14 protein-coding genes are annotated in these 19730 nt (G+C 65.9%); 4 read left to right on the top strand and 10 right to left on the bottom strand.

Annotation, left to right across the window (positions count from 1 at the left end):
* Window positions 1-534 precede the first annotated feature (534 nt).
* Both ACQP1G_RS30430 and eccCa read left to right on the top strand, forming a co-directional pair.
* Complete coding sequence (locus tag ACQP1G_RS30430) at window positions 535-774, top strand: hypothetical protein (RefSeq protein WP_433193031.1); 240 nt, start codon at window positions 535-537, stop codon at window positions 772-774.
* Window positions 775-777: 3 nt separating this feature from the next.
* Window positions 778-4845: a type VII secretion protein EccCa gene (gene eccCa / locus ACQP1G_RS30425; protein ID WP_433193030.1), complete on the top strand. Its 4068-nt coding sequence runs from the start codon at window positions 778-780 to the stop codon at window positions 4843-4845.
* Between the two features lie 164 nt (window positions 4846-5009).
* Here the strand turns inward: eccCa and ACQP1G_RS30420 are convergent, their stop codons facing one another.
* On the bottom strand, window positions 5010-7331 hold the full coding sequence (locus ACQP1G_RS30420) for a tetratricopeptide repeat protein (protein ID WP_433193028.1): 2322 nt from the start codon (window positions 7329-7331) through the stop codon (window positions 5010-5012).
* A gap of 220 nt (window positions 7332-7551) precedes the next feature.
* Window positions 7552-9090, bottom strand: a complete 1539-nt coding sequence (locus ACQP1G_RS30415) for an amino acid permease (RefSeq protein WP_433193027.1) — start codon at window positions 9088-9090, stop codon at window positions 7552-7554.
* Window positions 9091-9208: 118 nt separating this feature from the next.
* Here ACQP1G_RS30415 and ACQP1G_RS30410 point away from each other — a divergent pair, with 118 nt between their 5' ends.
* Window positions 9209-9961, top strand: coding sequence for a MerR family transcriptional regulator (locus tag ACQP1G_RS30410; protein WP_433193026.1), 753 nt, complete (start codon window positions 9209-9211; stop codon window positions 9959-9961).
* 79 nt (window positions 9962-10040) lie between these two features.
* On the opposite strand, the gene ACQP1G_RS30405 is transcribed toward ACQP1G_RS30410, so the two are convergent.
* The 7 genes from ACQP1G_RS30405 to ACQP1G_RS30375 all read right to left on the bottom strand — a co-directional run bounded on the left by ACQP1G_RS30405 (window position 10041) and on the right by ACQP1G_RS30375 (window position 16274).
* Window positions 10041-11447, bottom strand: coding sequence for an aspartate ammonia-lyase (locus ACQP1G_RS30405; protein ID WP_433193025.1), 1407 nt, complete (start codon window positions 11445-11447; stop codon window positions 10041-10043).
* Between the two features lie 312 nt (window positions 11448-11759).
* Complete coding sequence (locus ACQP1G_RS30400; protein WP_433193024.1) at window positions 11760-12686, bottom strand: FAD-binding oxidoreductase; 927 nt, start codon at window positions 12684-12686, stop codon at window positions 11760-11762.
* Window positions 12687-12712: 26 nt separating this feature from the next.
* The gene (locus tag ACQP1G_RS30395; protein WP_433193022.1) at window positions 12713-13057 is read right to left on the bottom strand and encodes an FAD-binding protein; all 345 of its coding nucleotides are present in this window, start codon (window positions 13055-13057) and stop codon (window positions 12713-12715) included.
* A gap of 315 nt (window positions 13058-13372) precedes the next feature.
* Window positions 13373-13738 (bottom strand): hypothetical protein, encoded by a 366-nt coding sequence (locus tag ACQP1G_RS30390; protein WP_433193020.1) that lies wholly within the window; start codon window positions 13736-13738, stop codon window positions 13373-13375.
* A 52-nt stretch (window positions 13739-13790) separates the two neighbouring features.
* The gene (locus tag ACQP1G_RS30385) at window positions 13791-13940 is read right to left on the bottom strand and encodes a hypothetical protein (protein WP_433193018.1); all 150 of its coding nucleotides are present in this window, start codon (window positions 13938-13940) and stop codon (window positions 13791-13793) included.
* Between the two features lie 66 nt (window positions 13941-14006).
* Window positions 14007-14369, bottom strand: a complete 363-nt coding sequence (locus tag ACQP1G_RS30380; RefSeq protein WP_433193016.1) for a hypothetical protein — start codon at window positions 14367-14369, stop codon at window positions 14007-14009.
* A 141-nt stretch (window positions 14370-14510) separates the two neighbouring features.
* Window positions 14511-16274: a sigma-54-dependent Fis family transcriptional regulator gene (locus ACQP1G_RS30375; protein ID WP_433193015.1), complete on the bottom strand. Its 1764-nt coding sequence runs from the start codon at window positions 16272-16274 to the stop codon at window positions 14511-14513.
* Window positions 16275-16422: 148 nt separating this feature from the next.
* Here ACQP1G_RS30375 and ACQP1G_RS30370 point away from each other — a divergent pair, with 148 nt between their 5' ends.
* On the top strand, window positions 16423-17361 hold the full coding sequence (locus ACQP1G_RS30370) for a class I SAM-dependent methyltransferase (protein ID WP_433193014.1): 939 nt from the start codon (window positions 16423-16425) through the stop codon (window positions 17359-17361).
* 576 nt (window positions 17362-17937) lie between these two features.
* Here the strand turns inward: ACQP1G_RS30370 and ACQP1G_RS30365 are convergent.
* Window positions 17938-19380 (bottom strand): alpha/beta fold hydrolase, encoded by a 1443-nt coding sequence (locus tag ACQP1G_RS30365; protein ID WP_433193013.1) that lies wholly within the window; start codon window positions 19378-19380, stop codon window positions 17938-17940.
* Between the last annotated feature and the right edge of the window lie 350 nt (window positions 19381-19730).

Genomic DNA, 19730 nt, shown 5'->3' with positions numbered 1-19730 from the left:
CGGGGGCCCTGACTCGGAAGTCGCCGACCTCGTCCAGGCTGAAGGTGGGCAGTGGCGATTCGACGCCGAGCTGTGCGTGTCACCCGCGCCGGTACGCGTCGAATCCACTTGCTGGGGCGCTCGGGGCGTTGCGCACCGGCAACTCATCTTGGCGCGAATATTCTCCCCATGTGGCGCTGTGGTTCACGTGCGTGCCGTGCTGATCTTCCTACACTCCGACAGTAGCCCGACCGGTAGCGGACTCCGCCGGAATGAGAAGAAGGGCTGTGAACCAACAGGATTCGCACAAGGGAGGTATGTTTCGTGGCCACCGTTGAGGTCCGGTATGTGATTGCCGGTGATCCACAGCAAATGTACGGGTTGCGGGCATCTCGGCTGTCGTCGATCAGGACCTCCGACGTCGAATTGCTGAGCGGTCGCCGGCTCGGTCGTCGAGAACGGCGGAGGGCCAGGGCCTGACGTCGTCGTAGCAGGTTCGGTCCTGGGATCTACGGGACACCTCCGGGCTGGCCCGGTGACGGAGTCGGCGATTTCGTGACCCGAATCGTCCATGTCGTCGCCGAAGTGGGTTTCGGTGACGACACAGTCGGCATTGACAGTGATGCGCACCTGGCTTTGCCGTGCGGTGGCGGTGCGTTCGACGCGCTGCCGCTGTGCCTCGGCGATCGATCGAATGTGCTGATCGACCGTACCGAGCAAATCGGCGAGTTCGGCCTTGGTCCGGTCGTCGGTCACGTCGAGTTCTTCTGCGGTAGTTCGGATCTGGAGCGCTGAATCATGGTTACCGAAGGTTTCGTCCGTCGCCCCCGTGTCGCGCCGCCGCGGGCGCCCGGCGGCGAGGTGATGCTGGCGGCCCCGCCTGAGGTGTCGCGCAATGTGCCGGCGCCACTGTTGACGAAGTTGATGCCGGTCGTCATGGTGATCGCGGTCGTCGGCATGATGGCCATGATGGCCATGATGGGCCGCAGCCTGTTGCAGAACCCGTTCATGCTGATGTTCCCGATGATGATGCTCATGTCGATGGTCGGCATGATGGCCGGCTTCCGCGGCGGTACGGGTAAGCGGGCGGTCGAACTCAACGAGGAGCGCAAGGACTACTACCGCTATCTGGACCAGCTCCGCAAGGACGTCCGCCGCACCGGTAACCAGCAGCTGAGCGCGCTGCTCTGGAGTCATCCCGACCCCGTCGACCTGGCCTCGCTGATCGGCAGCCGTCGGATGTGGGAGCGCCGGCCCAACGACCCCGACTTCGGGCATGTGCGGGTGGGTGTCGGCAGCCATCGGCTGGCGACGAAGCTGGCGCGCCCGGAGACCGGTCCGCTGGAGGATCTGGATCCGGTGTCGACGGTGGCGTTGCGGCGCTTCGCCCGCACGCACGCGGTCGTGCACCAGTTGCCGACCGCGGTGTCGATGCGGGCTTTCCCGGCCATCAATATCGGCGGCTCCAGCGAGGATTCGCGGATGCTGGCGCGCGCCATGGTGATGGAGATGGTCACCTTCCACGGCCCCGACTACCTGGCCGTCGCGATCGTCTGCGCGGATCCGGACGCGCCGCAGTGGGCGTGGGCGAAATGGATTCCGCATCTGCAGCATCCGACTCAGCGCGACGGGATGGGTTCGGCCCGCATGATTTACACGTCGCTGGGCGAACTGGAGAGCGCGCTGTCGGCGGAACTGCTGGAGCGTGGCCGCTTTGTGCGCAATCCGCAGCCGACGCAGGGCCGGCTGCACCTGGTCGTGATCATCGATGACGGCTACGTCAATGGTAGCGAGCGGCTGGTCAGCGAGTCCGGGCTGGATTCGGTGACAGTGCTGGACCTCACCGCGCCGGAGACGGGTCTGGCCGCTCGCCGCGGCCTGCAGTTGGTCGCTGCCGATGGCGGGGTCTCCGCGAAAAGCGCTGCGGGCGTGGAGAAGTTCGCCACTCTCGATCAGGTCAGTGTCGCCGAGGCCGAGGCATTCGGGCGAGCGCTGGCCCGGTTCCGGCTGGCTACGGCCGCGCAGATGGTGAGCCTCGGCGATGGGGCTTCGACAGATCCGGGGCTGATGGCGCTGTTGAACATTCCCGATGCGGCGCAGATCGATCCGATCAAGGTCTGGCGGCCGCGCACCGCGCGGGAGCGGCTGCGCGTCCCGATCGGCATCACACCGGACGGCACGCCGGTGGAGATCGATATCAAGGAGTCGGCCGAGAACGGCATGGGCCCGCATGGTCTGTGCATCGGCGCCACCGGTTCGGGTAAGTCGGAATTCCTTCGCACCCTGGTGCTTTCGCTGGTGACATCGCACTCGCCCGATGCGCTGAACCTGGTGCTGGTCGATTTCAAGGGTGGTGCGACCTTCCTCGGCTTGGACACGCTGCCGCATGTGTCCGCGGTGATCACCAATCTGGAGGAGGAACTCTCGCTGGTCGACCGCATGAAGGACGCGCTCGCGGGTGAGATGAATCGCCGTCAGGAGCTGTTGCGTTCGGCGGGTAATTACGCCAATGTCACCGATTACGAGAAGGCTCGTGCCGCGGGCGTGCCGCTGGATCCGCTGCCCGCGTTGTTCATCGTGGTCGACGAGTTCTCCGAGTTGTTGTCGCAGAAGCCGGATTTCGCGGAGCTGTTCGTGATGATCGGCCGCCTGGGCCGGTCGCTGCACGTGCACCTGCTGCTGGCTTCGCAGCGCCTGGAGGAGAACAAGCTGCGCGGTCTCGAGTCGCACCTGTCCTACCGGATCGGCCTGCGCACCTTCTCAGCCAACGAATCGCGTGCGGTGCTCGGTATCACCGATGCCTACCACCTGCCGAGTGTGCCCGGCTCGGGCTACCTGAAGAATGACGCGTCGGATCCGTTGCGGTTCAACGCAAGCTACGTGTCGGGGCCCTACGAGTCGCCGGTCGGCAGCATCGTGACGGAGAACGGTGGTTCGGCGGCACGGCAGCGCCCGGTTCTGTTCACCGCCGCGCCCGTTGAGCTATCCGAGTCCGAGGAGGTCGCGGCGGCCGAAGATCCGCTGGAACTGCCTCCGCCACCGTCGAATCCGCTGCCGCAACCGCCGCCCTCGGCCGTCGGTGCGGTGCCGGGCGCCGAGGACCGCGTGCCGGCCACTCTGCTGGACGTGGTCGTACGCCGCCTCAGCGAGCACGGCAGGCCCGCGCACGAGGTGTGGCTGCCGCCGCTGGACGAGTCGCCGAGCGTGGATATGCTACTGCCAGAGGCAGATTGGCGCTCACAGGTGAACAGGCACGGCCAGCTGTGGATGCCCATCGGCGTCATCGACAAGCCGTACCAGCAGCGCCGGGACGTGCTCACTATCAATCTCGCCGGCGCGCAGGGCAACGTCGCCGTCGTGGGCGGTCCGCAATCGGGCAAGTCTACGACGCTGCGCACCATCATCGTGGCGGCGGCCGCAACCCACACGCCGGAACAGGTGCAGTTCTACTGCTTGGATTTCGGTGGCGGCAGCATGGCGGGCCTGGCCGGAGTGCCACACGTCGGCTCGGTCGCCGGACGCCTCGACGTCGATCGGGTGCGGCGCACCATCGCCGAGCTGACCACGCTGTTGCGGCAGCGCGAGGAACGCTTCGCGGCCCTCGGTATCGAGTCGATGGCCGAGTTTCGGCGTCGCAAGTTCGCTTCGTCCCCAGCGCCTGGCGCCGATCCTCTGGCCGAGGACCTTTTCGGCGACGTGTTTCTGGTGATCGACGGCTGGGCGGTCGTCCGCGAGGAGTTCGAGACCCTTGAGCCGCAGATCAATGCCATTGCGGCACAAGGGCTCTCGTATGGCGTGCATCTGGTGATCGCCGCGTCGCGGTGGGCCGAGATCCGTCCCGCGGTCAAGGATCAGATCGGCACCAAGCTGGAGCTGCGCCTGGGCGACCCCTCCGATTCGGAGATGGGCCGTCGCACCGCGCACCAAGTGCCGCAGGGTAGGCCGGGTCGCGGCATCACCCCGCAGGAGTTGCACATGCTGATCGCGCTGCCGCGACTGGACTCCGGCACGGATCCGAATACTCTCGCCGAAGGGGTGGCCGCATCCCGGCAGGGGCTCGAGCAGTTGTATCCCGATCGTCGCGCACCCGAGGTGCGGATGCTGCCGTTGCGGATCAGCCGTACGGAGGTCCTCGACGCTGCTCGGTCCGCGAACATCGAGCTCGGGCCCACCAAGATCGTGATCGGGCTCGGGGAATCCGAATTGCAGCCGCTGGTACTGGATTTCGCGACCGATCCGCACTTCATGGCTTTCGCCGATGTGGAATGCGGAAAGACAACGCTGCTGCGCAACATCGTCATGGGCATTGTCGAGCAGTCGACCTCGGATGAGGCCCGGGTCGTCCTGATCGACTATCGCCGCACCATGCTGGGCATGATCGAGGGCGAGCATCTCGCCGGGTACTCGAGCTCGTCGCAGACCTGCGGGCCGATGGTCCAGCAGGTGGCCGCCTATCTGGGCGAACGTATCCCGGACTCCGACATCACCCCGCAGCAACTACGCGAGCGCAGTTGGTGGACCGGGCCGGAACTTTACATCGTCGTCGACGACTATGACATGGTTGCAACCAGCAGCACGGGCAATCCATTGACTCCGCTGATCGAATTCCTGCCGCAGGCACGCGATGTCGGCGTGCACATGATCGTGACTCGGCGCACCGGCGGCGTGTCCCGCGCGCTGTACGATCCGATCCTGGGCGGCTTGAAGAACCTGTCGGTGGACGCGCTGATCATGAGTGGTCCGCGGGACGAGGGCAAGCTGTTCGGCGATGTCCGGCCGAGCAAGCTCCCCCCTGGCCGTGGCGTGCTGGTCTCCCGCAGCCGTGGCGAGGAGATGGTGCACGTGGCCCATCTGCCGCCGCTATGAACCGGGCACGCGCGGGTTGCTCGGTACGCTGGATCCGGGGCCTGTCCCGGGTCAGCGCGGGCGCGCCGACCGGTCAGCACAATCGCCGATCACACGACATTTCCGCCGGCACTCATCGACACCGGGGGTCGTGCAGTTATGTAGGCGCGTACTCGGCACTCTGATCACCACCAGGAGCGCGGGCGCACGCGATTTGCCAGGTCGACCAGGGCGTACCGGTGTACTCGGCGGGGCGAGATTCGGGCGATGCTCCGCAACGTCGACTCGAGTGCTGCGCTCAACCCCTCCTCGGTTACCCGGAATCCCAGGATCGTGGCGTCCTGTGGCTCGGGTCGGCCACCGGCGCGCAGCCAAGCCATCGCTGCGCCGAACAAAGCAGCCTGGATCTGTAGCCGGCGGGGGTCATCACCGAGCGTCTGCAGCCAGACCGCTGCCTCGGACAGGTCCGTCTGGTCCAACTCGCCGGGCGAGCTGGTGACCAGCAGACAGGCAGTCAGTCGTGCGGCGTTGTAATGCCGCGAACCGTCCGGCACCTGTTGCAGCGTCATGACGGCGGCCGCGCGGTTACCGTCGGCGAACTGTCGCCGAGCCAATCCGAAGGCCGCGCTTGCCATACCGCGATCGACGCGCCATACCGCGCGGTAATGCTCGGTCGCCTTGCGGCTCCATTGGGTGATGTCGTCGATCTCGTCGCTCGCTTGGAGTATCAGTTCGGCCGTCGCGGCCAATGCCAGTTGTGGCGCCACCTCGCCCGGCACCCTGTCGAGCACCCGGTCGAAATGCGTGTATGCGCCCTCGAATTCGCGGTCGCTGAGATCGGCGAGGCCGGTGTACCAGTCGATGCGCCAGTCCCGGTGGTGCTCGGATCGCAGGCGTCCCAGTTCGGCGCGGGCACGATCGGCCGCGCCCAGATCGAGATCTGCGCGGATCGCCGTCAAAGCCCCTTCCAGCTCGAAGGATTCCGGTTCCGGAACGACTCCCGCGGCCATGTTGTCCCGGTGCAGCCGCAGGGTTTCCAACGCCTGGGTCGGATTACCGTGCAGCAGCGGCGATACCAGTTCTGCGCTGGGGTCCAGACTGTCGACCAGCGGAATCGGCAGCGCAGCAATCACACTCGTCGCATCGAGAGTGGGTGGACGATGTCGGCCGTCGATGAGCCCGTCGGTCTGCCGCAGCAGCGTGGTAACCCCGAAATAGCCTCGTGGCGTGCCGAATACGGTGGAAGCCATCGGATATCCGCGGTCATGGTCCTCGGCGAGGACGGCCCGCAGTACGCCGTCGAGCTGTCGATGCAGCACAAGGATCGACGGAAACCGCTGTGCGGGATCGGGATCGGTTGCCCGGCGCAGGAACCGTTCGAATGTGGGATAGCGGCGCAGCACCAGGTTCTGCCCCGACGGTAGCCCCGGCAGCTTGCGTCCCTCCGCGTCGGTGGGTATGTCCAGGGTGAGCGCGGCCAGGGTCCGGCCCACGGTATAGATGTCGGACGCAATGGTCGGACCGGTCTCGGCGTACTCGGGTGCCTGATATCCGCGTGTGCCATACAGGCTTCCGCCGGATTGCAAGGCCGCCACCGCACCGAGGTCGATGAGCTTGACCTCGTCGGTGGTCACCATGATGTTGTCGGGCTTCAGATCGTTGTAGGCCAGGCCGTACGAGTGCAGATAGTCCAGTGCCGGCAGTACCTCCATCACGTAGGCGATCGCTTCGGCGACCGGAAGGCGCTGCGGCGCACGCTGGTCGAGCATCGTTTTCAGGGAGCGGCCGCCGACGTACTCCATCACGATGTAGCCGCTCGCGATGTTGTCAACGGTGCGGTGGGTGACGAAATTGAAGATCTTCACGATCGCCGGATACGCCGTGTCCGAGAGGAATTGGCGTTCGGCGAGCGCGACCACGCTGGCTTCGAAATCCAGGGGATTCTGCAGGCCTTTGAGCACCACCCAGCGGCGGCTGACCTTGTAATCGTGGGCGAGGTAGATCCAGCCCAGGCCGCCGTAGGCGAGGCACCCCTGTACCTCGTACTGGTCGGCTACCACCTCGCCCGGGCCGAGCAGGGGGCGAAAGTTGAACGACGCCCCGCAGTACCCGCAGGTGCCGGCCGGACGGGCCGGGCCCGTGGAGTCGGAGCGACCGACCGGCTTCGAGCACTTCCAGCAGAATCGCTTGTTCTCCGGCACCTCGGGATCAGGCAGTACGGCCGCGGCAGGGTCGGTCGGCGTCGACTCCGGAAGCGCGACCAGACCCGCACCGAGCGGTCGTACGCTGGGCCGGGAACGAACCCACGCCCGGCCCGAATCCGGTTCGGAATTTGTTGCGGCGGAGTCCATATCGCCTTCGCCCGCGTGATCCCGCGGCAATCGGCTCGTTTCGGTCGCCTCGCCTGCGCGGGTAGACCCCGCAGGCGTCGCAACGGTGTCCAGCGCAGGCTGGAGCGTCCCCGCAGACGGCCCGTCATGGCCGGATGCGGTGACATCTTCCGGCATTCGATCTCTCCCTCGCGCCGCGGCCATCCGGCCGGGCCACTGTCGTAGTCTAGGGAGACTGGTGCCACAGACGCTTGAACGACTGCGCCATCCGGATAGAAGGTCTGTGACACGACCTGGCACTTTCGCGTCGAACCGCTCGGCAGCTGGGATCGCCAGCTGCCGAGCGGTGCAAGCCGGTCTCGGGGGCGTCACTTGTTGGTGTCGAGACCGGCTTGCGTCAACGGGTTCCTGTGTTGTCGTCGTCGGAACCCGCCTGTTTTTGCTCGCCCAGCGCCATCGGGCGTTCGGCGAGTACGGGGAACTGGCCGGTGTATCCCTGGCGGGCGGCCGCGATCTGTGTGACCCGGCGTCGGGCGAGGTACCAGCCGCCGACCATCAGCGGCAGCACGACCACGACCATGGCGATGACGGCACCGCGCTGAATCGGGTCACGGCCGAACCCCATCAAGCCGACCACCGATGCCAGGAAAAGTAGAGCAGCGATGTTGGTGTAGGGCGCGCCGATCAACCGGAAGGCAGGCCGTTCCATGCGACCTTCCCTGGACCATTGCCACAGTTTCAGCTGGCAGATCAGGATCGCCGCCCACGCCGCGATGGTGCCCAGCGCCGACATGTTCAACACGATCTCGAACGCCTTCTGCGGGACTACCGCATTGAGACCGACACCGGCCAGCGCGATCACGCCGGTCGCCAGGATGCCCACATAGGGAACACCACCCTTGGTCATCCGCGTGGCTACGCTGGGTGCGCTGCCGTTCATCGCCATCGACCGTACGATGCGTCCGGTCGAATACAGTCCGGCGTTCAGGCTCGAGAACGCGGCCGTGAGCACGATCAGGTTCATCACCGAACCCGCACCACCGATGCCGAGCTTGTCGAAGAACGTAACGAACGGACTGGTCCCCGCCTTGAACGCGGTGTACGGCAACAGCAGCGACAGCAGCACCAACGACCCGACATAGAACAGCGCGATCCGCGCGATCACCGAATTGATCGCCCGCGGCATGATCTTCTCCGGATTCTCCGCCTCACCGGCCGCCGTTCCGACCAGTTCCACTGCGGCATAAGCGAACACGACCCCCGTGGTGGACAAGACCAGCGGCAGCAAGCCGTGTGGGAACAGACCGCCCTGCGTGCTGATCACACTGAATCCGGTGTCGACACCCTCGATCTGGAACCGGCCGGCGAGGAACACCAGCCCGATGACGAGGAAACCCACCAGCGCCACCACTTTGATCAGCGCCGCCCAGAACTCCATTTCACCGAACCAGCGCACCGACACCATGTTGATCGCGACCACGATCACCAGGGCGACCAACGCGATCGTCCATTGCGGAATCACCTTCGTCGCACCCCAGTAGTGCACATACGTGGCGATCGCGGTGATGTCGACGATGCCGGTCATGCACCAGTGGAAGAAATACATCCAACCCACGCCGAATGCCAGCTTCTCCCCGTAGAACTCCCGCGCATACGACACGAACGAGCCCGAGGAGGGACGATGCAGCACCAACTCGCCGAGGGCCCGCAGGATGAAGAACACGAAGATGCCGCAGATGGCATACCCGATGAACAGCCCGGCACCCGCCTCCTTCAAACGGCCACCCGCGCCCAGGAACAGCCCCGTGCCGATCGCACCGCCGATCGCGATCATCTGCAGCTGGCGGGGGCGGAGCGCTTTGTGATAGCCGGCGTCCTCATCGGCTAGTCCGTGTTCTGCGGCTTCCGAGCCCGCCGGGGGTCGAACGGTGGTCATGGAGGTTCCTCCTGTGACGTAGACCATGTCATTGATTGATGTAATATAACGGCAATTGATGTCACATACAAGGAGGAGGTACTGCCCGCCGAGTGCTCGGTGTGGTTGTCTTGGAGGTATGGCGGCAGAGGCGGAGTTCACGATCAGTTCGCTGGCGGACGAGTCCGGTGTGACGGTGCGAACGCTGCGTGACTACAGCGTTCGTGGCCTGCTGCCACCTCCGGAGATGAGGGGCCGCACCGGGTTCTACGGCGAAGAACATCTCAACCGGGTGCGGATCATCGGCCGGCTGCTCGAGCGCGGGATCACGCTCAACGGTGTCCGTAGCCTGCTCGAGGCCTGGGATCGAGGCGACGATCTGGCCGACGTCCTCGGCGTCGCCGCGCCCGCACCGTCGGCGTCATCGCAGCCGACCGACCTGATTTCCGAGAAGTTCATTGCCGCAACCGATCTCGCGCGGCGTTTGCACGATGCTCCCGACGGCCTGCGCCGAGTGGTCACCGCAGGGATATACGAACCGAGTGACGCCACGACCTATCGAGTCGCCAACAGCGAATTGGCGCAGCTGCTCGAGGAACTCGTCGCCGACGGCATACCGGCAGCCGAAGCGCTCGACGAGGTCGAGCAACTGCGCGCCGACTGCGATCACATCGCCCGGAAGTTCGTCGATCTGTTCGAACAAACCAGTGTGCGGACCTTCCGGCGGTCGGCGCACGCGCCGGAGGATATCGACCGCCTCGCCGAGCGTATGTCCACCGCTCGTTCCCGGCCCGGCCGGGTCGCGACCGCGTTGATCGACGAGTTCGTCGCCCGTCACCTGGCCTATCTCGTCGCACGCGACCTGGACAACATGCCTCCCGGCCGGGGCTGACACGCTCGCAACCGCAGTGGCGACGGCTTGCCTGTCGCACGGGGAGCCGCGGCCCGGAACCGAGCGCCGGGTCGGGCTTCTAGTCGGCCGAGATCATGCGTGGGTGTGCGACGCTTTCCGGCCGCAACAGCCGTTCGAGCTCGTCGGCCGGTAGCAGTCCTTGTTCGAGTGCGAGTTCGGCGACCCCGCGGCCGGATGCCAACGCCTCCTTGGCGATTCGGGTCGCGGCGTGGTATCCGATGACCGGATTGAGCGCGGTCACCAGGCCGATCGAATTGTCGACATACCCGCGCATGACCTGCGGGTTGGCGGTGATCCCGGCAATGCACCGGCGCGCCAGCACCAGGCACCCCGCCCGCAGCTGGGTGATGCTTTCGCCGAGCGAATGCAGAATGACCGGCTCGAAGGCGTTGAGCTGCAACTGACCCGCCTCCGCAGCCATCGTGACGGTGAGATCGTTGCCGATCACCCGGAACGCGATCTGATTGACTACCTCGGGGATCACCGGATTGATCTTGCCGGGCATGATCGACGATCCCGCCTGCACCGGAGGCAGATTGATCTCGTTGAATCCCGCTCGCGGGCCGGAGGACAGCAACCGAAGATCGTTGCAGCCCTTGGACAATTTCACCGCGATCCGCTTGAGCACGCCGGACAGGTGCACGAAGGCTCCGCAGTCCTGCGTGGCTTCCACCAGATCGGCGGAGGTTTGCAACGGCAGATCCGTGATCTCTCGCAAGTGTCGGCAGACGGCCTCGGTATAGCCGGGTGCCGCGTTCAGGCCGGTGCCGATGGCGGTGGCGCCGAGGTTGATCTCGTGCAGCAGGGTCGCCGCCTCGTCCAGACGTTGCCGGTCCTCGCCGAGCATGACCGCGTAGGTGCCGAACTCCTGCCCCAGGGTCATCGGCACCGCATCTTGCAGCTGGGTGCGGCCCATCTTCAGAAGATTACCGAATTCCGTTGCCTTGCGCAGATATTCGGCGCGCAGGACCTCCATCGCCGCCGACAGGTCGCCCAGTGCGCGGATGGTCGCCAGCCGCACCGCACTCGGATAGGCGTCGTTGGTGGACTGCCCCAGATTGACGTGCTCGTTCGGGTGGATGCGGGTGTAGTCGCCCTTGTCGCGGCCGAGCAGTTCCAGAGCGCGATTGGCGATCACCTCGTTGGCATTCATGTTCGTCGAGGTGCCCGCGCCGCCCTGAATTACATCGACGACGAACTGGTCGTGCAGTGCGCCGGACCGGATGTCGGCGCACGCGGCGGCGATCGCACCCGCGATATCGGGCGCCAGTAGGCCCAGCTCGGCGTTGGCGCGCGCGGCCGCCTCCTTCACTGCCGCCAAGGCCACGATCATGTGCGGGTTCGCCGCGATCGTCGTACCGGTGATCGGGAAGTTCTCCCGGGCCCGGGCGGTATGGATGCCCCAATAGGCACCGGCCGGGATCTTCTTCTCACCCAACAAGTCCTGTTCGGTGCGGTAGCTCATGGGGCGTGTCCTTCGCGTTGCCGGTGCGGCACCAGAGTCAATTTGACATTGTTCAACGTATTATAACATCAAATGACGACACATAAGACGTGGCGGAGTCGCCTTGCGGCCGGGCCTCCCCCCTGACCAGATGGCGGGCGCTCAGGTCCTGCTGGGACGTTGTCGGCGTCGATGAGCACCGCGAGCACCGGGGCGCGGCCGACCTGCTGCTCTGACACGAACCTTTCGCTGCACCGATTCGCTGTGCGATGTAAGCCGGTGGGAGCCCAATTCGCTGGGTCGCTTCGATGGCCACCCCCCGCCGGCGCGATGTCAGCCCAGAACCGGGAAGTTGGCGCGAATGACGTTGTGTGGATCGCGGTTTCGCTTGATCTCCTGCAGTCGCACCAGTGTGTCCGAATCGAATGCCGCGGCGGCGGACTCACCGGGAGCGAGGAACGTGTAGGGCTTGGCGCCGGTGATGCTCGCCCCGAGTGCGCCGATGATCTCCTCGAAGCGGTCACCGATGGCGACGAGCAGGTCGGGCAACCCGAGCCCGAGCAGGTACAGCGCATACGGTTCGGTGAGCGCTGCGCGGGCACCGCCGTCGGGCCGGTCTTGGGCGAGCGCGCCACCCAAACCGCGGATCTGCACATTGAGCAGCGGTGCGACGGGTGCGTCGATGAGAGTCTTCACCACCGCGTCGCCGAGATCGGTGAGCAGTTCGCCCCGCGAGAGCGACGGGCTGGGATCGGTGGGTTCGGCAGTGATCCTGCCGATCTCGGCCGGGCTGAGTTCGCCTCGGGTATCGGCCATGATGCCGTCGATCGTGTCGAGCCGACGGGTCAGGTGCCGTCCCTCGGCGGGATCGCCGAGGTAGGCGAAGTCGATGGCGACGGTCGGCGCCGCGCCGGGAATCTGGTAGCGCTGCAACCACACCGAAAGCTCGGCGGGTGCGCGGGTGGTGATCTCGGTGAACAGGTCGAAGACCTCGCGGGTGCGATCGGCCGGCCACATCATCCGCCCGCCGTAGAGCCGGGGCAGCGCGAACAATTCGAATTCGAGACCGGTGACGATCGCGAAGTCGCCACCGCCGCCGCGCAAGGCCCAGAACAGGTCCGGATCGGAGTCGGCGGTGACTCGCTGCGGACGCCCGGAGGCGTCGACGATCTCGACGGCGCGCACAGCGTTCGCGGCCCATCCGTATTTCCGGGCGAACCAACCGAAACCGCCGCCCAGGGTGTATCCGGTCACACCCACGACCGGGTTGCTCCCGGCCAGCCCCGTCAGCCCGCGGCCTGCACCTGACCCCACTGCACGCCGCTGCCGACCCGCGCCACGCGCTGCTCGGCGTCGATGTCGATGCTGTTGAAGCATGTAGTGCGTACTAGGATCGCGCCGTCGATATCGCCGGTCGCACCGTGCCCGGTCGGCTGCGTCACCACTGCACGACCCGCCCGCCGGGCGTACTCGAGCACCGCCGCCACATCCAGCGCATCGGCCGCCTCGACCACGGCGGCCACGGATTGCGCGACTGCGGTGTTCCACGGCTGCGCCGCCCGATCGAAATCGGCGTCGCCCGGCAGGAGCACACCGCCACGGACCGCGGTGCGCAAGTTCTCGATAGACATTCTCAATCCTCGTTCATCATTGTCGTGCCGGGTTGTCTATTGGTCGACGACATAGGGTCCGCCGGTGTGACACGAGCTCCTCGACAGCGACTCACCGGCGGGCCCTGGCGAGGGCCGCGCTGCACGGGTGTCGAGGACGAATCGGAGCTCCCTTTCGCCGGCTGCAAGAGTTGTTGATGGCGGCCGGAGTCCACGTCGACGCGCTGCCGCAGGATGCGCTGCCGCAGCCGCAGGCCGAGACTTGGTGGCATCGAAGAGGATGCGGTCGCGGTCGCCGCGCAGCACCTCGTCATCGCCGGGGCGAGTGCAGGCTGATCAGCTCGGGGCCCAGCGTGGCGAGGGCCTTGTCGGACGCGTCGACCCAAGCGCCGCCGCGCATATCGGTGGCCCCGAATTGTCCACCGCATTGGCGGCGCTCGCCGCCACCGACCCCCGCGACAGTCCCGCCCAGGCACACGGCAGCGGCGCTGGATCCCGCCGGCGCAGGTGCGGTATGAGGCCCGTGCGCTCGACGACATCCATTGCCACACTGTGGATATCGACTTTGTGGCCGCCTGCACGCAGTGTCTGCGACTGCTCGACGATGGTGACGGTGACGCCGTCATGGGTCAGCCAGCAGGCGAGGGCCGGACCGGCGATGCTCGCGCCGGAGGTTTTGGTGAACTGCTGTGTCTCGGTCATGGAAAGCAGCTTCATGGGGGTCGCTCGCCATGCCCTCACCATCGGCTCACCGTCACTCACCGACGGACAGTTCGGCGGCGCGTTCGTGGGCGGCGCGGGCAGCGTCGGGGTCGCTGCCGGCCAAGATGTCACCGCAGCGGTTGAGCAGATCGGCGGTGTCGTCGGCGGTGCCGAGCTCCACAGCCTCATCGATCAAGGTCAAGGCGACCGGTCGATCGCCGCGCCAGTCGGCAACCGCCGCACGTTTGTCCAGCGTCGTGGCGATTGCTCAGCGGTCGCCGGTTGCGCGGAAACCGTCCAGGGCACCGTGGAATTCAGCCTTGGAGTCGAGAATGCGCCCGGACATGAGCAGCCGCAGCCCATCACCTAATCGGAGGAAGGCTCGCGACCACGAGTCAGGCCCGAAGAGTAGTCGCGAGCGATCCGGATCGACGGTTGCCACACCACCCGCGATGGCGAGCAGAAACACCAGATGCGGTCGCCGCAAAGGGGTTCGGGATTCCGATACCGCCGCAGCCGCGCGTTCGATCGCCGCTCGCGAATCGCCGCCGGCCCGCGCCGCCACCGCCGCGGACAGCGCGTACTCCTCGATGGACGCCGAACCAAGTTGGGGCAGTCCATGTTCGGCCATTTCGACGCGTCGCCGGGCCGACCCCTTAACCAGCAGTACCACGCCAGGGCAGCGATGAGCCGCTGCGCCAGCGGCGGATCGGTACGCACCGCCCAGTGCAGCGCCGCTTGCGGGTGCCGGCGCGATCCGGGGCAACTACGCCTACTCGATGCCGAAGTCCTTGATCCTGCGGTAGATGGTCGCCCGCGACATCCCTAGTGCCGCGGCGGCTTCGGCCTTGTTGCCGCTGTTCTCCTGCAGGCTGCGCACGATCGCGTCGCGTTCCAGTGCCTCGATCCGGCTCAGCCTGCGCCGGGTCAGCGAACGGCATTGTGGTGGCAGGTTGTCGATGTGGATCAGACCGGATCGTTGCTGTGAAATGGATTCGGCTAGCACCCGGCGTAGTTGGGCGACGTTGCCTGGCCACGATAGCTTGTTGAGCTGGCGCATGGCGTCCGGGGCAAGCCGGACTTCGGCGCCCTTGGTCAGCTCACCCAGCAGGAAGGGGACCAGATCTTCGAGATCCTCGATGCGGTGCCGGAGTGCGGGCACGCCGACGGTCTGGCTGAACAGTGGCAGTAGCGAATCGAGAGCCGTAGCGGGCGTGGCCGAATGTATTGTTGCCGCGATCCATCCGCGACCGGCGCAGGTCTGGAGTATGTCCGCGATCGGCTCGACCGCCTCGGTCGGCAGGCGGTCCATATCTGTGATGACAACGTTGAAATTGCTATTGCCGGTTTCGGTGCGCAGCGCCGCCAGCAGGCCCTCGGTGTCGGCGAAGTCGGCCGTCCGCAGCACCCGGGCCATCTTGCCGGGGCTGACGTGCGCGACGACAGATTTCGCGAGTTTTGTTCGTCCGGAACCCTTTTCGCCATCGATGATCACCCATTCGCGATCCCGGCAGCAGCGTTCGACCTGCTGGCAGCTGCGCCGCCACGAGCTGCTCCTACCGGCGATGCCGGGCAATGCGAGCGTGCCGTGTGCGATCGGCTGGTGCACGGCGCGGTCAATGACCAGCTGAACATGCAGGACCATGTTGAAGCTGCTGCCACGTATCGAAATACGTTCGACTGCCGTCACTCTTGCGGTCTGACCGCTCGGCAGCGGGGCCAGGAGGGTGTCGACGGCCCCGGGATGAACCAGGTCGGTCGAATATTGCAGCAACGCCCCTTGGTCGAGCGGGTCAAGAGCCTGGCGCAGGTAGTGGTTCATCAGCACCACGTCGCCACCGATCGCGAGCACGCCGAGCGGATACTGGCGGCATTGGCGCAGATAAGTCTCCAGCAGCGCGGTCTCGGTTTCGCTGGCGAGCGCGCGGAGCCGGTCCTGGATCTGGCTGCTCGCGCTGTTGGCGAGGGCGAGCAGCAGCGGATCAGATCTGCTGGCCGAGCAGGTGAGATCGATGACGCCGAGCATCGAGCGCGTCAGCGGGTGGCGAATGGGCGAGCCTGCACACGCGAGCCCGCCGAGGGTGCCGAGATAGTGTTCGCCGCCGCGAATGAACGTCGGGGTGGCTGTTTCCAGGGTGGTGCCGATTCCGTTGGTGCCGACGAAGTCCTCGGCATAGCTGTAGCCGGGAGCGAGTTGCACACCGTCGAGTGTGCGCATGATTGTGGCATCGGCGGCATAGCGCTCGAGCAAGAGCCCATCCGACGAGGTCAGGATGACGCTGACAGCCTGGTCGGCCAGGTCGCTCGCGAGCCGCCGCAGCACTGGCTCAGCGGCGCTCACCAGCGGGGAGTCGAGATTCGGTTCCCGCACATAAGGCAGCTCCACCCGGTCGGGATGGATCTGCAGCGCGCGCGATCGGCACCATGAATCGAGCACAGTGCCGCGCACCGGCGGGAAATCGAGCGAACCCACGGTGAGGAATTGTTCGCGCGCCTTCTCTGGGCTCACGGCGACGTCGGCTCGAGGATCCGGCATCTGCTCATACCTCGGTGCTTGTTGCTCAACCCATGGTGGCGCCCGTCTCAATGGACGCGTCTCAGATTGAGACCGTCAGTCTATCGCTTCCGTTATGTCATGGACACAAGGAGATGCGCTGCGCCCAGCAAAACCAGGAGGAAGACGTTTGAGCCGCCAGAGCCTCAGCAAGGCCCATCGAAGGATCACCGACCTATCGGTGGAGCCGACCTTCGCGCAGGTCCGATCCCGCGCCGAGCTGCCGGATGAGTTCTTCGCACTGTTCCTCGACCCGACCCTTACCCACAGTTGCGCGTTCTGGCCCCACCCGGACGACGCCTTGGAACGAGCCCAGTTGGCGAAGATCGACCTCGCTCTGGCCCAGTGCGATCTGCGGCCGGGGATGACCTTGTTGGATGTCGGTTGTGGCTGGGGTTCGACCATGTTGCGTGCCATGGACACCTACGGGGTGAATGTGATCGGGCTGACTCCCAGCCGTAACCAGTACCGGCATGTGCGGAATCTGCTGGTCGACCGGGTGATCCGAGGGCGCCCCTATGGTGGGGTGCGGCTGCAAGGCTGGCAGGAATTCGACCGCCGCGCAGACCGGATCGTGTGTATCGGCGCGTTCGAACCCTTCGAACGAGACCGCTACAGCGAGTTCTTCGAATTCGCCTACCGCACAATGCCCGCCGATGGAGTGCTGCTGCTGCAGGCCGTCGTCGGCGACAACCGCGACCAACTGCGTGGACACGGAATTCAGCACACCAGCATCGATGACGCGTTCACACGGTTTCTCACCGAAACCATCTTCGGCGGCGGCCCGCTGCTGCCCCCAAGCGGACGCGACCCCAAAGGTGTCACCGCACACGCCGAAGACGCCGGATTCACCGTTACCGGCATGCAGTCGATGGGACCGCACTACGCCACCGCCCTCGACCATTGGGCCGATGCATTGCACGAGCACCGCGACCGCGCCATCGAGCTGGCCGGACCCGATACCTACAACGCCTACATCCGGTACCTGACCGGATGCGCCGACTACGCTCGCTGTGGCCGCATCGACGTCATGCAATTCACCTGCACCAAACCCAGTACACCGCAGTGAACCCGGGGCACGTGGCAACGAGCTCGTCGAGGAGAGTGCGCCGTTCCACGGGTAGATCAACCGGGCGGGTCGTGATCCAGCTGGTCAGCCGCCGCGGCGACGGCACCAGCCGGTCACCGACGTGACGGCCCTGGTTGACGTATTTGTAGAGCAGGTCGAGGCTGCGGGTGTAGCCGAGGGCCTTCAGCTCCCCGAACAGGCGCTATGGGCGACAACGACTTTCTGGACCACCCCGTACGAGCCCGTGCCAAAGGTGCCAGCGGTCCGACACCTGAACCGCATCAGGCAGGGCCCGCCGGACTCCGTCGGCGGAGGAGGCGAATCCGTCACGCACGATGACCCCGACACTGGGATGATCACCCAGCCAGGTCCGCAGCGCACCAGCGGCCATAAGCCCGAGAATGCCACGGCGGCAGGCACATTCACATCGCCCACCGACGCATCGTGGCGTCATTGGTTCAACGTCACGACCGAAAGTGCGACAGAGCCGGTGGATGGGTGGGACTGTGGTGAAGTCGTCTGCCACGGTGGTAGTGCGGCGCTTGTCGAGTGGATCGTGCCGCTGGGCGCTGCGGACTAGTAGTCGGGGTCGCGTTGGCAGGTGAGGTCGGCAGCGGGGAGGGTGCCGTCACGGAAGTAGGTGTTGACGATGTCGTTCACACAGTGGCTCAGGTCGGCGCGGAGGATGCCGTGAACGCGGGTGTCTGCCAATGTGACCATTCGTGACGCTGTCAGGTCCTGGTGCAGTGCAAGGCCTTGCTGGTAGGCGGTGCGGGTGTCGCGGGTTGCCTGCAGGATCAGGGCTGGAGTCGAGTTGTGCACGGCGGTGGGTTGCTCGATCGGGTCCGGCCAAAACGCGCAAGCGGTGATGTTGTTGGCGAACGCGCCGAACACCGGTTGGGTCGCCCGGACGCTTTCGATGTTGCGGCGATACCAGGCCGGATCTCGGGGTGCGGCCTTGTCGCCGCACATGACTGCGGCCATGCCCGAGGCATCCAGCGCAACGGGGCCGCTGATCTTCGTTTTCAGCTGCTCCATGTCGACGGGCAGCCCGGACACTGCGTCGGCTACGACCCGCACGACGTCGGCGAGATTGGTGTTCTTCCGCGGATTCGACAGCATCGCCATCAGCATCACCGGCACGGTATGTTCATCGATGAGATAGCCGTTGCCGATGACCGGATGCGTGCCGGCACGTCGGATCATGTCCTCGACAAAGGCTCGGACCTGCGGTCCACTGCTACCGAAGTGGTAGTCGGCGTCGTGGCGGGCCGCCCAGATCGCCCAGTCGTCGAGCCCGGCCTCGTTGACGGCACCCATGTCCTGGTACGTGCCGATCCAGTAGCGGTCGGGGTCGATGGCGCTGTCCAGCACGATCCGGTCAGTGTGCTGAGGGAACATCTGTGTGTACACCGCGCCCAGGTAGGTGCCGTAGGAGCCGCCGTAATAGTTGAGCTCGCGTTCACCGAATGCGCTGCGGATGACATCCATGTCCCGGGCGGTATTGCGGGTGGTGATGTGGCGGGCCTTCTCGGGATCGGGTGCTACGCAGGAAGCCGCGAACGCGGCGGCCAGGGTGGCGTCGCGCGCATAGCCGAAGGCGTCGAAGCCGGCCGAGAACATTATGGTGGGCAGCGGCAGCGCGCAATTCACCCGGTCCGATCGGCCGATACCACGGGGGTCCATGCCGATCAGGTCGTACCGGGCACGGACATCCGGTGTGAGCTGATCCTGGAGGTCGGCCATCATGCTCAGGCCCGGACCGCCCGGCCCGCCGGGGTTGGACAGCATGATCCCGCGCCTGCGGGCCGCGTCGGTGGCCGGGATACGCGAGATCGCTACGGTCAGCGTGCGTGAGTCCGGCCGGTTGTAGTCGAGCGGTACGACAACGCCCGCGCATTGAGCGCCCGCGCCGTCGAGCGCCGCGTCGTTACACGGCTTCCAGTCCAGCTGCTGGTGATAGAACGACTCCAGCCCACCCGGGATGTCATCGACCGGGTCGGCGCTTGCCGGCCCCACCGGCAATGTGGCGAATGCAGCTGCCGATATGACTCCCAGTACGAGCCATCGAACCCAAGTTATCGGCATGTGATCTCCTGCCCGCGACCTCCGTGTACGCACCTCTGATTCCGCCGCACAGCCATTTCCGGGGTCTCGACCCAGCACCATACTGCCATTTGCTGAAACCGGCTCGGCGAAGCAGAGATTTCCAGGAGCCTCACCCATGCTTTCCCCGGTCACAACGGGATTGTGCCTCCGACATCCTGTTTTGCGGAAAGCGCAGACGTGCGCGAAGCACGGGCTGGCGCGGTTGCATCGTGTGCCAAGCAATTGCCCGCCAATCGAGGCCGGGCACCCGCGTTGGTATT

Origin of the sequence: Nocardia sp. CA-107356, from assembly GCF_050946365.1 — a bacterium.
GTDB lineage: Bacteria > Actinomycetota > Actinomycetes > Mycobacteriales > Mycobacteriaceae > Nocardia.
Note: the sequence above shows the minus strand (reverse complement) of the source record. Positions and strands in the feature narration are given on the sequence as shown.